At 31.0% G+C, this 12,827-nt stretch carries 12 protein-coding genes and 1 pseudogene; 7 read left to right on the top strand and 6 right to left on the bottom strand.

The features are described 5' to 3' along the window. Positions 1 to 103: 103 nt before the first annotated feature. Genes secG through FBF20_RS01100 form a run of 6 tightly spaced genes read left to right on the top strand, consistent with a single transcriptional unit; the run spans position 104 to position 4,467 of the window. The gene (gene secG, locus FBF20_RS01125) at positions 104 to 475 is read left to right on the top strand and encodes a preprotein translocase subunit SecG (protein ID WP_002890625.1); all 372 of its coding nucleotides are present in this window, start codon (positions 104 to 106) and stop codon (positions 473 to 475) included. 9 nt (positions 476 to 484) lie between these two features. After that, positions 485 to 1,048 (top strand): ribosome recycling factor, encoded by a 564-nt coding sequence (gene frr, locus FBF20_RS01120; RefSeq protein ID WP_021137781.1) that lies wholly within the window; start codon positions 485 to 487, stop codon positions 1,046 to 1,048. A gap of 2 nt (positions 1,049 to 1,050) precedes the next feature. Beyond that, complete coding sequence (gene pyrE / locus FBF20_RS01115; protein WP_002867137.1) at positions 1,051 to 1,659, top strand: orotate phosphoribosyltransferase; 609 nt, start codon at positions 1,051 to 1,053, stop codon at positions 1,657 to 1,659. Next, the gene (locus tag FBF20_RS01110; RefSeq protein WP_002867136.1) at positions 1,660 to 2,082 is read left to right on the top strand and encodes an RDD family protein; all 423 of its coding nucleotides are present in this window, start codon (positions 1,660 to 1,662) and stop codon (positions 2,080 to 2,082) included. Between the two features lie 2 nt (positions 2,083 to 2,084). Then, on the top strand, positions 2,085 to 3,107 hold the full coding sequence (locus FBF20_RS01105; RefSeq protein ID WP_002859397.1) for a ribonucleotide-diphosphate reductase subunit beta: 1,023 nt from the start codon (positions 2,085 to 2,087) through the stop codon (positions 3,105 to 3,107). After that, on the top strand, positions 3,094 to 4,467 hold the full coding sequence (locus FBF20_RS01100) for a nicotinate phosphoribosyltransferase (RefSeq protein ID WP_002857622.1): 1,374 nt from the start codon (positions 3,094 to 3,096) through the stop codon (positions 4,465 to 4,467). The genes FBF20_RS01105 and FBF20_RS01100 overlap by 14 nt, the downstream gene beginning before the upstream one ends. Here FBF20_RS01100 and FBF20_RS01095 read toward each other — a convergent pair. Next, positions 4,436 to 4,984 carry a gamma carbonic anhydrase family protein gene (locus FBF20_RS01095; RefSeq protein ID WP_168952591.1) on the bottom strand — a complete coding sequence of 183 codons (549 nt, stop codon included), beginning with the start codon at positions 4,982 to 4,984 and terminating at the stop codon, positions 4,436 to 4,438. The two genes, FBF20_RS01100 and FBF20_RS01095, sit on opposite strands and share 32 nt — an antisense overlap. 88 nt (positions 4,985 to 5,072) lie before the next feature. Between FBF20_RS01095 and FBF20_RS01090 the strand changes: the two genes are divergently transcribed. After that, a complete protein-coding gene (locus FBF20_RS01090) occupies positions 5,073 to 5,702 on the top strand; it encodes a protein-L-isoaspartate(D-aspartate) O-methyltransferase (RefSeq protein WP_002851780.1) in 630 nt (209 codons plus the stop codon). Positions 5,703 to 5,721: 19 nt separating this feature from the next. Here FBF20_RS01090 and FBF20_RS01085 read toward each other — a convergent pair whose 3' ends face one another. From FBF20_RS01085 to vvfC, 5 genes and pseudogenes are all read right to left on the bottom strand, one after another. Continuing rightward, positions 5,722 to 6,909 (bottom strand): aspartate aminotransferase family protein, encoded by a 1,188-nt coding sequence (locus tag FBF20_RS01085; protein ID WP_079263765.1) that lies wholly within the window; start codon positions 6,907 to 6,909, stop codon positions 5,722 to 5,724. A gap of 3 nt (positions 6,910 to 6,912) precedes the next feature. Beyond that, entirely contained in the window at positions 6,913 to 7,758 is an 846-nt protein-coding gene (argB, locus tag FBF20_RS01080; RefSeq protein WP_002864194.1) for an acetylglutamate kinase, read from the bottom strand. Between the two features lie 3 nt (positions 7,759 to 7,761). Continuing rightward, entirely contained in the window at positions 7,762 to 8,208 is a 447-nt protein-coding gene (locus FBF20_RS01075) for an N-acetyltransferase (RefSeq protein WP_002860626.1), read from the bottom strand. Between the two features lie 9 nt (positions 8,209 to 8,217). Then, on the bottom strand, positions 8,218 to 9,246 hold the full coding sequence (argC, locus tag FBF20_RS01070) for an N-acetyl-gamma-glutamyl-phosphate reductase (RefSeq protein ID WP_002857251.1): 1,029 nt from the start codon (positions 9,244 to 9,246) through the stop codon (positions 8,218 to 8,220). 80 nt (positions 9,247 to 9,326) lie between these two features. Beyond that, positions 9,327 to 12,789 (bottom strand): annotated as a pseudogene (vvfC, locus tag FBF20_RS08810) (autotransporter serine protease VvfC). Positions 12,790 to 12,827: the final 38 nt, after the last annotated feature.

Raw genomic sequence — 12,827 nt, 5'->3', positions numbered from 1 at the left:
ATTTTTGTGGGATTTTTCTCACAAAAACTTTTCAAGTTTCAAAACTTTTCAAGTTTTATTTAGCTAAAATAATCATTTAAAAATTAACTTTTAGGAATTTTCAATGATCACTCTTTTAATCATTTTACAATTTATCATCGTTATAGTTATTTGTATAGCAGTTTTACTTCAAAAAAGTTCAAGTATAGGACTTGGAGCTTATAGTGGAAGCAATGAAAGTTTATTTGGCGCCAAAGGACCAGCTGGATTTTTGGCAAAATTTACCTTTGTTATGGGAATTTTACTTATTGCAAATACTATTGGTCTTGGTTATTTATACAATAAAGCTAGCAAAGACTCTCTAGCAGAGAAAATTAAAGTAGAAAACAACAATACTACTATTCCAAGTGCTCCTATTGTGCCTGCTACCCCAAACACAAATTCTATCGCTCCAAGTGCACCACAACTTCCAAGCGATGTTAACTCAAGTAAATAATTAAAGGAAATGATAATGCTAAATGAAATTTTTAACAAACAAAAAACCCAAAGTGAAAAATCTTTAGAAGCCTTAAAAAAAGACTTCACCACTTTAAGAACTGGAAAAGTTAATACCCATATTTTAGATCATATTACAGTGGATTATTATGGAACTCAAACTCCTTTAAATCAAGTAGCAACTGTTTTAGCAAGTGATGCTTCAACTATTAGCATCACTCCTTGGGAAAAACCTTTACTAAAAACCATAGAAAGCGCTATTGCAGCTGCAAATATCGGTGTAAATCCAAACAATGACGGCGAAAGTGTAAAATTATTTTTCCCTCCGATGACTAGAGAGCAAAGAGAAGAAAATGTAAAACAAGCTAAAGCTATGGGTGAAAAGGCAAAAGTTTCTATAAGAAATATACGCAAAGATGCTAACGATGCAGTTAAAAAACTAGAAAAAGATAAGGCAATAAGCGAAGATGAGGCAAAAAAAGCTTATGATGAAGTGCAAAAACTTACCGACACCTATACAACAAAAATTGATGAGAGTGTAAAAAACAAAGAAAGTGAACTTTTAAAGGTTTAACGATGAATTTAGAGCAAATTTATAAAGATTGTGGTGCTTATTTAGAAGGGCATTTTTTACTAAGTTCAGGTAAACATTCGCAATTTTATCTTCAAAGTGCAAAAGTTTTAGAGGATCCAAAATTAGCAGCAAAACTTTGTGATGAACTTGCAAAGATTATTACAAGCTATAAGATAGAATTTGATAGCATTTGTTCCCCTGCTTTAGGTGGAATTTTAGCAGGTTATGAGCTTGCAAGAGCTTGTAGTAAACGTTTTATCTTTACCGAAAGAGTAAATAAAGAAATGACTTTAAGACGTGGTTTTGAGGTAAAAAAGAGTGAAAAATTTATAATTTGTGAAGATATCATTACTACAGGTGGTAGTGCTTTAGAGAGTGCAAAAATCATTGAAAGTTTAGGTGGTATTGTTGTAGGTTTTGCAGCATTGGCAAATCGTGGTTTTTGTGCAGTAGAAAATTTAAAATCTCCAAGAAAAGATAATGCGAAATTACCTGAAAATTTACCACTCTTTACTCTAGGAAATTTTGAATTTGAAATTTACGATGAAACAAATTGTCCACTTTGTAAAAAAGGGAGTAAAGCTATAAAACCAGGAAGTCGTGGAAATTAAATGAAAACTAAAGCAAAAATTAGCTCTAGATGGCTAAGATTTAGAGCTTTGCTTATAGATATTTTTCTTATTTATATTCCTATTTTGTATTTATTTTATTTTCTATTAGGCTCTAAAGAAGCTTTTTTAAACAACCATTTTATCACAACTTTATGTACTTTTTTATTTGGCTTGATTCAAGCTATTTTTTTAACAAAAAAGGCACAAAGCCCAGGTCTTAAAGCATATGATTTATATCTTATTGATATAAAAACGGGAAAGAAACTAAGTTTTCTTAGAATTTTACTAAGATATGTGATATTTATTATAAGTTTTGGCTTACTCTTTGGTTTATTTGTCAGTTTTGTAAGAAAAGATCGTTTAAATTTACACGATATTTTAACTCAAAGTTGTATAGCTACTAAAAGCATAAAGAAAGGTTAAAAATGCAAAGAAAAAGAATTTACAATCCAAACTCAAACGAAACCCTAGGAGATCGTAAAATTTTTGATGGTAACCCACATGGAATTTTAAATTTCACTAAGGCAAAATATACCTGGGCTTTAAAACTTTGGGATTTAATGGAGGCAAATACTTGGTTTCCAAAAGAAGTGGATACAACTAAAGATGCACTTGATTATCGCTGTAATTTAACTGTAGGTGAAAAAAGAATGTATGATTTGGTTTGGAGTCAGCTTATTTCTATGGATAGTTTTCAAACCAATAATTTAGCAGATAATATCAACCCTTACATCACAGCTCCTGAAATCAATGCGGTTTTGGCACGCCAAGCTTATGAAGAGGCAAACCATTCAAAATCTTACGCTGTTATGGTAGAAGCGATTTGCGATAATACAGATTTGATTTATGAAATGGAAAAGCATGATGAAACTTTGCGTGAAAAAAATGACTTTATTTCAAGCATTTATGAAGAATTAGCAGGCGATGTAGATGATAATAAACTTCTTTTGGCTATGGTAGCAAATCAAATTTTAGAAGGAGTATATTTTTATAGTGGTTTTACTGCTATTTACGCACTTGCACGTGCAGGAAAAATGCTAGGTTCAGCACAAATGATCCGCTTTATCCAAAGAGATGAAATCACACATCTTTTATTATTTCAAAATATGATCAATTCAGTACGCAAAGAAAGACCTGATTTGTTCCATGATGAAAATATCAATAAAATTTATGATATGTTTAAAAAAGCTGGAGATCTTGAGATCAAATGGGGTAAATACATCACTCAAAATCAAATCATGGGCTTTACTGATGATATCATAGAAGAATATATCCATTATCTTGTAGATCAAAGATTAAGCGCGATCAATTTAGATAAGTTATACAATGCAAAACATCCTATTAAATGGGTAGATGATTTTTCAAAATTTAACGATCAAAAGAGCAATTTCTTTGAAAGTAAAGTAACGAATTATTCTAAGGGTAGTATAAGCTTTGATGACTTCTAAAACTTCTTTAGCCTTGCTTTGTGATTTTTATGAATTTACAATGTCTCAAGGCTATTTCAAAAACAATAAAAAAGATCAAATTTGTTATTTTGATATATTTTTTAGAAAAATTCCAGATTCAGGATCTTTTGCTATTTTTGCAGGTCTTGAAGATATTTTAGACTTTGTTGAAAATTTGAGTTTTGATGCAGAAGATATAGAATTTTTAAGAAAACAAGGTATTTTTGATACAGAATTTTTAGATTTTTTAGCTAACTTTAAATTTAAGGGTGAAATTTATGCTATGCGTGAAGGAGAAGTGATTTTTCCAAACGAACCTTTGCTATGTATTAAAGCTACAACCATAGAAGCACAGCTTTTAGAAACTTTTTTACTTTTAAGTTTAAACCACCAAAGCCTTATTGCTACCAAAACCAATCGTATCGTGCGTGCAGCTAAAGACAGTAAAATTTTAGAATTTGGTTCACGCAGAGCACAAGGAAGTGAAGCAGCCTTAAAAGGAGCAAGAGCAGCTTTTATAGGAGGTTGCATAGGAAGTGCTTGTACTTTAGCAGGAAAAATTTATAATATCCCTATCAATGGAACTATGGCACATTCTTGGGTGCAAATGTTTGAAAATGAACTTGAAGCTTTTAAAGCTTATGTGAAAATTTATCCAAAAAATCCTGTTTTTTTGATTGATACTTATGATTGTCTAAATAGCGGACTTAAAAATGCGATTAAAGTTTTTAAAGAATTTGGTATTCAAGAAGGCGGCGTGAGAATAGATTCTGGAAATTTACTTAAGTTGAGTTTGAAAATCAGACAAGAACTTGATCAAGCAGGACTTCAAAAATGTAAAATCATAGTTTCTAACGCACTTGATGAATGGAGCATTAAAAAACTCAAAGAACAAAATGCACCTATTGATATCTTTGGTGTAGGTGAAAGATTGATCACTGCTTCAAGTGACCCTATTTTTAGTTGCGTTTATAAACTCGCAGCCTTAGAAGATCAAGGCATAAAACCTAAAATCAAAATCAGCGAAAATAACGAAAAATCAACCCTACCTCATTTTAAAAAGCTTTTTAGGGTTTATGATAAAAACACGCAAAAAATCCTTTTTGATGAACTTTATGTTTTTGACGAAAACCCAAATCAAGATGAAAATTTAGAACGCAAAGAACTTTTAAAATTAGTCTACAAAGAAAAAAGACTTCTTAAAAAGTCATCTTTAAATACTATGCAAGATTATACAAAAGAGCAAATTTCAAAACTCGATGAGAGTTTTTTAGATCTTGATCGTTTTGTGAAATTTGAAGTAAAACTCTCGCCTAAACTTCAAAATATCACTGAAGATCTTTTAAAAACTCGTTTTTAAAATCCACATAATTTAAAGCGGATTGTTTTAGAAAGCTTATTTCTTCATCGTTTAATTCACGCACAAATTTTGCAGGATTTCCAAATATCAAAGAGCGTGGCGGAAATTTTTTACCCTTTGTTACAACGCTTCCAGCACCCACTATGCTATCTTCTTCTATCAAAGCATTATCCATGATAACAGCATTCATTCCGATTAAAACACGATTTTTTATCACACAGGCATGGATAACGCAATTATGTCCTATAGTTACATCATCTCCTATTATTGTAGGAAAACCGGCATCTTTTAACTTTCCTTTTTCATCAAATTCCCTATGCCAAACATGTACCGTGCTAAGATCTTGAATATTGGTTCTTTTGCCAATTTTTATAAAATTAACATCGGCTCTTAAAACACAATTAAACCAAATACTACTTTCATCTCCTATTTCTATTTCTCCTATGATTTTAGCGCCCTCTGCAACAAAAACATTTTGACCTAGTTTGGGACTATGATTTTTAAATTTTATAAGCATTTTTTTCCTTTTTATTTAAGTATAGCTAAGTTTAACTCTATTTCAACTTTTTTAGTTACAATTTTTATTTAAATTTATAGGAGAAGTAATGAACGCATTTGAACAAAAAAGATGTCAAAATATGGCTGAAGAAATTGCACAAAAAGTTTTTATCAATGAAGAGCTTTTTAATGCTTTTTGTCAAATTCCGCGTGAAATTTTTTCTCCTTTAAAAGCCCATGCTTATCGCCTTGATGCTTTGCCTTTAGCAAATTCTCAATGGATTAGTTCACCTTTAACTGTAGCTAAAATGACTATGGCTTTAGATTTTAAAAATGCTGATAGTATTTTAGAGATAGGTTGTGGAAGTGGCTATCAAGCTGCGATTTTAAGCAAAGTCATAAGGCGTGTTTTTACCATAGAACGCATAGAAAATTTAGCCAAAAAAGCCGCTCAAACTTTCAGAGAATTAGAACTTTTTAATATCAATGTAAAATTTGATGATGGACAAAATGGCTGGAAAAATTATGCTCCTTATGATAGGATTTTATTTTCTGCTTATGCGACACAAATTCCTGAAATTTTACTCGATCAATTAAGCGATGATGGTATTTTAGTTGCTCCTATTTTACACAATGGCAAACAATTCATCACACGCCTTAGAAAAAATGGCACAAATTTACAAAAAGAAATTTTAGAAGAATGTTTATTTGTGCCTATAGTAGATGGGAAAGAATAAACTTTTTTTACAAAATTTATCAAAAACTCTTTAGAGCCTTTCTTAACTTTTCACTCATTTCATCAATATGTTCTTTTTGCAAAATCAAAGGAGGTAAAAATCTCAAATCATTCTCCCCGCAACTTATCAGTAAAAGTGCATTTTCTTGGCATTTTTGAATGACCTTAGCTACTTTTACATTTTTATCAAGACTCAGCCCTTGCATAAACCCTAAGCCTTTGCGTTTTTTACAAAAATCAAATTCATTTATCAACTCATCTAAACTTTGCTCTAAATAAAGCGTGAGTTTATTGACATTTTCTAAAATTTTTTCTTCTTTAAAAATTTCAAAAACTGCATTCACTCCTGCACAAACTAAAGGATTTCCACCATAAGTACTACCATGATCGCCTGCTTCTAAAGAATTGCTTGCTACCTTTTGATTTATTACAAAAGCACCCACACTAAGCCCACAACCTAAGGCCTTAGCTGAAGTCATGATATCAGGCAAAATTTGTGCGTGCTCATAGGCAAAAAATTTTCCACTTCTACCCATGCCACATTGAATTTCATCAGCGATTAATAATATATCTTTTTCATCGCAAAGCTTTCTTAAGGCTTTGTAAAAATCTTTATTTGCAGGATTTATCCCACCTTCTCCTTGCACGCTTTCTAAGATAATGGCACAAGTTTTTTCATTCACCAGTTTTTCAACGCTTGAAATATCATTATATTTTGCAAATTTAACCCCTGAAATTAAAGGTTTAAAAGGCTTTTGATATTTTTCATTAGCAGTAAGCGATAAAGCCCCTAAAGTACGCCCATGAAAAGAATGCTTAAAAGCGATAAATTGTCCACCCTTAACACCTTTGTTAAAGGCGTATTTTCTAGCTGTTTTCATCGCTCCTTCTATACTTTCTGTACCAGAATTTGTAAAAAAAACACGCTCTAAAGCACTAGCTTTGGCTAAATTTTTAGCTGCAGCAGCTATATTTTCATTATAATATAAATTGCTAGTATGCAAAAGCTTATCCACTTGCGCTTTGATTTTAGCATTAAATTTAGCATGATTATATCCTAAAGCACAAACACCTATGCCACTTGAAAAATCAAGATATTTTTTAGCCTTATCGTCAAAAAGATAAACCCCCTGCCCTTTTTCTAAAACTATATCAAAACGCTTATAGGTAGGGATAATATGACTTTGTTCTTTATAATCCATTTTCATCCTTTAACCCACCAAAGTGCCTATACCTTCATCGGTAAAAAACTCAAGCAACAAAGAATGTTTCACACGCCCATCTAAAATATGTACCTTTTTGACTCCATTTTCACAAGCATCAATGCAAGATTTTAATTTTACATGCATACCACCTTCTATTTTAGGAGCTAAAATTTTAGCCTGTTCAAGGCTGATTTTAGAAATTAAAGAATTTTTATCATTAAAATCCTCATAAAGCCCTGCAGTATCAGTTAAAAAAGCAAGTTTTTCAGCCCTTAAAGCCTTAGCGATCGCACAAGCTGCGTCATCAGCGTTGATATTATAAGTATTAAAATTCTCATCCATGCCAATAGGAGCAATGATAGGTAAAAAATCTTTTTCCAAAAGCTCTTCTAAAATTTTCGAATTTACCTTTTGTATCGTGCCAACAAAAGCTAAATTTTCATCTTTTTTCACACATTCTAAAAGCGCGCCATCTTTACCACAAAGCCCTATGGCTTTAACTCCTAAATTTTGCAAACTATGGACTAAATTTTTATTGATATGATTTAAAACCATGCTGGCTACTTCAATAGTGGCTTTATCACTAACCCTAAGACCGTTTTTAAACTCACTCTTTACGCCTAATTTTTCACACATAGCAGAAATATCTTTTCCCCCACCATGTACAATAATAGGCTTTAAACCCACGAGTTTTAAAAGAGCTATATCTTGCATCACACAATGCTTTAGCTCTTCATTTTCCATAGCTGATCCGCCGTATTTTATAAGTATAATCTTAGAATTAAATTTGCGTATATAAGGCAAAGCTTCGATTAAGACATTAGCTTTTTCTAAATATTTTTGCATGATCATTCCTTAAGCATTAAAGCTAGTTTGATTATACTCATTTAAAGAAAGATCGTAATAATTCGCATCTTCTCTTAAAGTAAAACCATAATGTTTCCAAAACTCATTGCCTAAATCATTGTTTTTAAAAGCGATTAAGGCGATTTTATTGATTTTTTGAGCTTTTAAAGCCTCAAGACAAAATTTTGTCATCTCGTGCGCTATGCCCTTTTTTCTATGATCTTTATGTACACATACATGATAAAATCCTCCTGTGCGTCCATCATGCCCGCAAAGTATACTTCCTACAATTTCTTCATCAATCACTGCTACAACGCTAAGATTTGGGTTTCTATCTAAAAAATTTTCTATATTTTCTTTGCTATCATCAATGCTTCTTATCCCAAAGCCTTTTATCTCACACCAAAGCTTATAAACGGCTTCATAATCGCTTTTTTGCATAGCTCGTATTAACATTTTTATCCTTTACAAATTTGCAAAGAATTTAAGTCCTTCATCTTCATCAAAATCAAACATTAAATTCATATTTTGAACAGCTTGTCCTGCTGCACCTTTGATTAAATTATCAATAGCACCAAGCACAATAACACGCTTTGTGCGTTGATCTACACTAAAATTTATATCCGCAAAATTGCTTGATTTAACCCACCGAGTCTGCGGAAGTGACTGCGGCGGTAAAAGCCTTATGAATTTATTGTTTTGATAGTATTTTGTATAAATATCGCGTATATCTTGTTCTTGCAAATCCTCTTTTAAATTTGCATAAGCACTGATTAAAATTCCTCTTTGCATAGACACAAGATGAGGGGTAAATTGTAGAGTGATTTTCTTTTTGGCTGCATAGCTTAAATGCTCTTCAATTTCAGGAGTATGGCGATGCAAAGCTAAATTATAAGCTTTGATATTTTCATTAACTTCACAGAAAAGATTTTCCACCTTTGCACTTCTTCCTGCTCCACTTACTCCACTTTTTGCATCAATAATAACTGAGCTAAAATCAATGATCTTTTCTTTAAAAAGCGGATAAAGACTTAAGATGGAACAAGTGGTATAACAACCTGGATTTGCCACTAAACTTGCTTTTTTTATCTCTTCTTTATAAAGCTCACAAAGTCCATAAACCGCATTTTGCAAAAGCTCTTGATTAGGATGAGTGAATTTATACCAAAGCTCATAATCTTTAGGATTTTTAAGACGAAAATCCGCACTTAAATCAATGATTTTCATCTTTTTTAATAAATTCTCATTTAAAAGTTTAGCACTAAATTCATGCGGAGTAGCCAAAAACAAAAGATCAAGTTCAAGTTCATCTAAATTTTTATTTTCAAAACATAAATTTAAAGGGGTGTTAGGATAAAGATCTTGATAATTTTGCCCCACGCTAGAACTCGAACCCAAATAAGAAATTTCAACCTTGGGATGATTAAGCAAAATGCGAACAAGTTCATTTCCCGCATAACCACTCGCTCCTAAAATCCCAACTTTTATTTTCATCTTTATCCTTTAAATGTAAAAGCAAGTATTATAAACAAAAAAGCTTAAAATAAAAATACAATTTTTAAATTATTTTTTATTTAAAAACTATATCTTAAATTAGCATTTGCACTCCAATCTACATTTAAATCGCCAAAAAATGTCTTTTCAAATTCAAAACTAAAGCGTGTTTTATCGTTAAGCTTATAATCATTTCCTAAATTTATAAACATTCTTTGATCTTTTTTCCTTCATATCTTCTCTGACTTGCTTGATCCTCCAAGATTTGATCTCCTGCTTTAATCGGATCCGCATACAAACCAAGTCCTGTTCTAAAATTTAAATTTTAATTTTGACTTCCTATGAAAAATGCTGTTTTTACGACTAAAGGAATATAAGAAAATCGTTTTAAACTAGCAATATCTCCTTTTAGATCCATAGCTCCTACATAACCACTGATAAATTCCAAACTCGGCTCAAGATAAAATTTATCATAAGCTTTTCTATAACCTAACTCAGCACTTAAGATAATATTATGCGAACCATCATTATCATCTAATCTACCTTGATTTCCTGGAATAAAATTTGCATTTATTTCATTTTGATAATAAATATATCTAAAACAAAATCACTATAAAAACCTTACTCCACTGTAAAGCTCGAAATTCAAATACTCGTTTAATTTATCATGTCCGCTTTGAATTTCAAAGTATTTTCCACTATTATACTCATCACTCGTACCCCATCCAAAAGTTCTTAACCATACACCACTTTCATAAGGATTATTGCGTAATTCCCCCATTCTTTTATGCATATTATTCCACTCCTATCATGGAGCCTAAAATAGCTTGAGCAAGTATAGATTTAGTTTTTACAATAGCTTGAGTATTATCATTAGTAAAAAAATATTCATCTTTAATCTTAGAATCAATTTTTTCTAAATTCCACTCTGGGCAAAATTTTCCTCATTATGAGAAAAAACAACATTTGGGGTATACGTACTAAAACCTTGCTCACATTTGGCATAGTAAAAAATTCCTTTGTTAAATGTTTATTTTCATCTTTTAAATGAGCTAGTAAGATATTTAAACCCGCTTTTTACTAGGATTATTAAGAAAAATTAATACTAAAGTATTATTTACTCCTTGTGTGCTTTCCTTAGAATTAATATAATCTGCTTTAGAATTTTCAAAATCCGCATTGATTTTAAATATTGTATTATTTGCACTTAATTTTTTTGCATCAACTTTCCTATAAATAGCACTTTTTTCTACTTGAAGATTGCTCATTTGTATATGAGACTCAAGCAAAGAATCTTTAATCGCAAGATTTTTTTGCGTATCATTGATACCTTTGATATTACCACTAAAAAATGTGTTTTGCAAAGTAATATCAGAATGATCAAGATTTAAATTTACACTAAAATAAACCTTTTCTATCTTAGCATTTTGGGTATTTTAAAGCTTTTGCTCAAAAGCCATTTCTTTGCCAACTCCTGTTTATACAACATCTCCATAAGAATAATCATCAGTCTTATCAATAATATTTTCCCCATCTTTTTCATCGATCCACAAATTTTTACTTCCAAGCTCTATTTTGGAATTTTTAGCATTAAGGTTTTCTACTTTTAAGCTTACATTACGCCCTAAATAAAACTCGCTTTTTTTCTAAATTAAGCTCTTTTAAAACAAAAACCCTATCTTCCCAATCTTCTTGTGTAAAACTTACAGGCTTAGTTAAAGCACTTAAACCATGTTCTTGAAGTTTTTTAGCTTGTTCTTTGCTTACATAAGCGTGTATTCTAGCATGTCCTTGAAAATTTAACTTGGCATTTTCTGTCCTAAAAACACCTTCTTTATTGTAAATATTACCATCAAAAATCAAAGCTTTGTCTGTATTGGCACTCATTGTTACAGCTTCATCTGAAAAGATATTGCCATGATAAAGATAATCTTGCTTGTTTTCTAAATTTAAATGTATTCCTGATTAAGAACTTGTGATAAAAACATTATTAGAGTCAGTTTTAATTTGATCAAAATTTAATGTTAAGCCTGATAAATCCAAAGTTCTGCCATTCATATAAATTTCGCCAAAATTTAAACCTTCACCCTCAAGACTTACCTTGGTCCTCACCCATTCTAAGTCCTGTATCCACACTTTGACTTTTGACAACAAGCTCTCCTTCACCCATTTTATAAAGAAAATCATCTTTTTTGGTTTTAACATTATATTCTACCTTGAACCCTTATCAGCATAAATTCCACCATGTATAAGCCATTTATCGCCTGTTATTTGCCAATTTGAATTTTTATCAAATTTAAAACACTAGCGCCTAAATCCACATCGCTATTTAAATTTATACTTCCATTTTGAGAAAAATACAAATCCTTGCTATTTTGCATTTCTTCAATTCTCTTATCACAATTATTTTTATCATCAAAAGAATTTTTATAGCTTACATAACCCACATTAGTCTTAGAAATCAAACTTACATTTTCTATTTTTTTACCATCTTTCACCAAACCATCGCTACTAAGTGTATAAGTTCCAGATCCTATGGCTACTTTATGAGCATTTTAAAATTCATTGATCTTTGCTTGATTGATCAAAGCATAATCAACCTGCAAACAAGTATATCCATAGTAAAATGGACATTACAATTACTCGTACTTACTACACCTACTAAATACCATTTTTTATCCATCTTATCATAAACATAAACTCTACTTCCAGAATCCCCGGATATTGAAGAACTTGTAAAAGGATTTCTTTTATCATTGGTATAATTAAGAAATTGCAACTTAAAACGCTTATCTTCAGTATTTTTAGGAGTTAAACCGACAAAACCTCCTAAATTGATTTCATTAGAATCAAAAATCTTAATGGGTACTTTATTTGTATCTTCAAAACCTAAAGCTACAATACCACTTCCCTCTCTTGCAAAGTACTCATAACCCGAACTATCAAAAAGCTTGCCTTTACCTTTTGAATAATCACATTTTCCACTTTGACAACTATCCCAAAATGGATCCTTGTATTCATAAATATCTCCACCATCGCCAGAATTTTTTCAATAAGATTTAAATCTTTACTCAAATTTGCACTTTTATTGAGACTAATCTTACTCATTTTTAAAACAGCAAAATCCACATTTTCTTTTTTATAAGTAAAATTATCACTTGAGCTTACGATTCTATTTGCTACCCCTCCAAAGTGTAAAACACTACCTTGTTTCACATAGTCTTTATTTACTTCCCAGTATTTAAACTTGTACTCATATGAGAAGCGCTGACTATATAAGATTGTCCTATATTGGTAAATTCTCCTTGGAATTTTCCTCCACGATTTGAAGTAGAAAAATCAATCATAGGCACATTAAAAGAGATATTTTGACTAGGATTTTTTGCTAAAATTTAAAAGCCAATTTGACCTACTTGAAATTTGCCTTTATTACTGGCAAAATCAAGATATTCTTGAAAATAACTTTGGATCAATAGCTGAAGCAAAAAGATAGTTAGAAAAACCAAATGCCATTAATGTACAAAAAGATAATTTTAGTTTCATAAATCCCTCCTCATTTTTAAGTGCAATTTTAGCACGAA

It is taken from the genome of Campylobacter sp. CFSAN093259 (genome assembly GCF_012889985.1).
GTDB lineage: Bacteria > Campylobacterota > Campylobacteria > Campylobacterales > Campylobacteraceae > Campylobacter_D > Campylobacter_D jejuni.
The sequence above is the reverse complement of the archived record's forward strand: the minus strand, read 5'-3'. Positions and strand labels throughout refer to the sequence as shown.

What these genes read in the sequence shown, in the direction of transcription:
- secG (WP_002890625.1), top strand. Translation starts at nt 104, where the DNA reads ATGATCACTCTTTTAATCATTTTACAATTTATCATCGTTATAGTTATT.
- FBF20_RS01075 (WP_002860626.1), bottom strand. Translation starts at nt 8,208, where the DNA reads ATGTTAATACGAGCTATGCAAAAAAGCGATTATGAAGCCGTTTATAAG.
- FBF20_RS01085 (WP_079263765.1), bottom strand. Translation starts at nt 6,909, where the DNA reads ATGAAAATGGATTATAAAGAACAAAGTCATATTATCCCTACCTATAAG.
- pyrE (WP_002867137.1), top strand. Translation starts at nt 1,051, where the DNA reads ATGAATTTAGAGCAAATTTATAAAGATTGTGGTGCTTATTTAGAAGGG.
- FBF20_RS01090 (WP_002851780.1), top strand. Translation starts at nt 5,073, where the DNA reads ATGAACGCATTTGAACAAAAAAGATGTCAAAATATGGCTGAAGAAATT.
- FBF20_RS01105 (WP_002859397.1), top strand. Translation starts at nt 2,085, where the DNA reads ATGCAAAGAAAAAGAATTTACAATCCAAACTCAAACGAAACCCTAGGA.
- argB (WP_002864194.1), bottom strand. Translation starts at nt 7,758, where the DNA reads ATGATCATGCAAAAATATTTAGAAAAAGCTAATGTCTTAATCGAAGCT.
- frr (WP_021137781.1), top strand. Translation starts at nt 485, where the DNA reads ATGATAATGCTAAATGAAATTTTTAACAAACAAAAAACCCAAAGTGAA.
- argC (WP_002857251.1), bottom strand. Translation starts at nt 9,246, where the DNA reads ATGAAAATAAAAGTTGGGATTTTAGGAGCGAGTGGTTATGCGGGAAAT.
- FBF20_RS01110 (WP_002867136.1), top strand. Translation starts at nt 1,660, where the DNA reads ATGAAAACTAAAGCAAAAATTAGCTCTAGATGGCTAAGATTTAGAGCT.
- FBF20_RS01095 (WP_168952591.1), bottom strand. Translation starts at nt 4,984, where the DNA reads ATGCTTATAAAATTTAAAAATCATAGTCCCAAACTAGGTCAAAATGTT.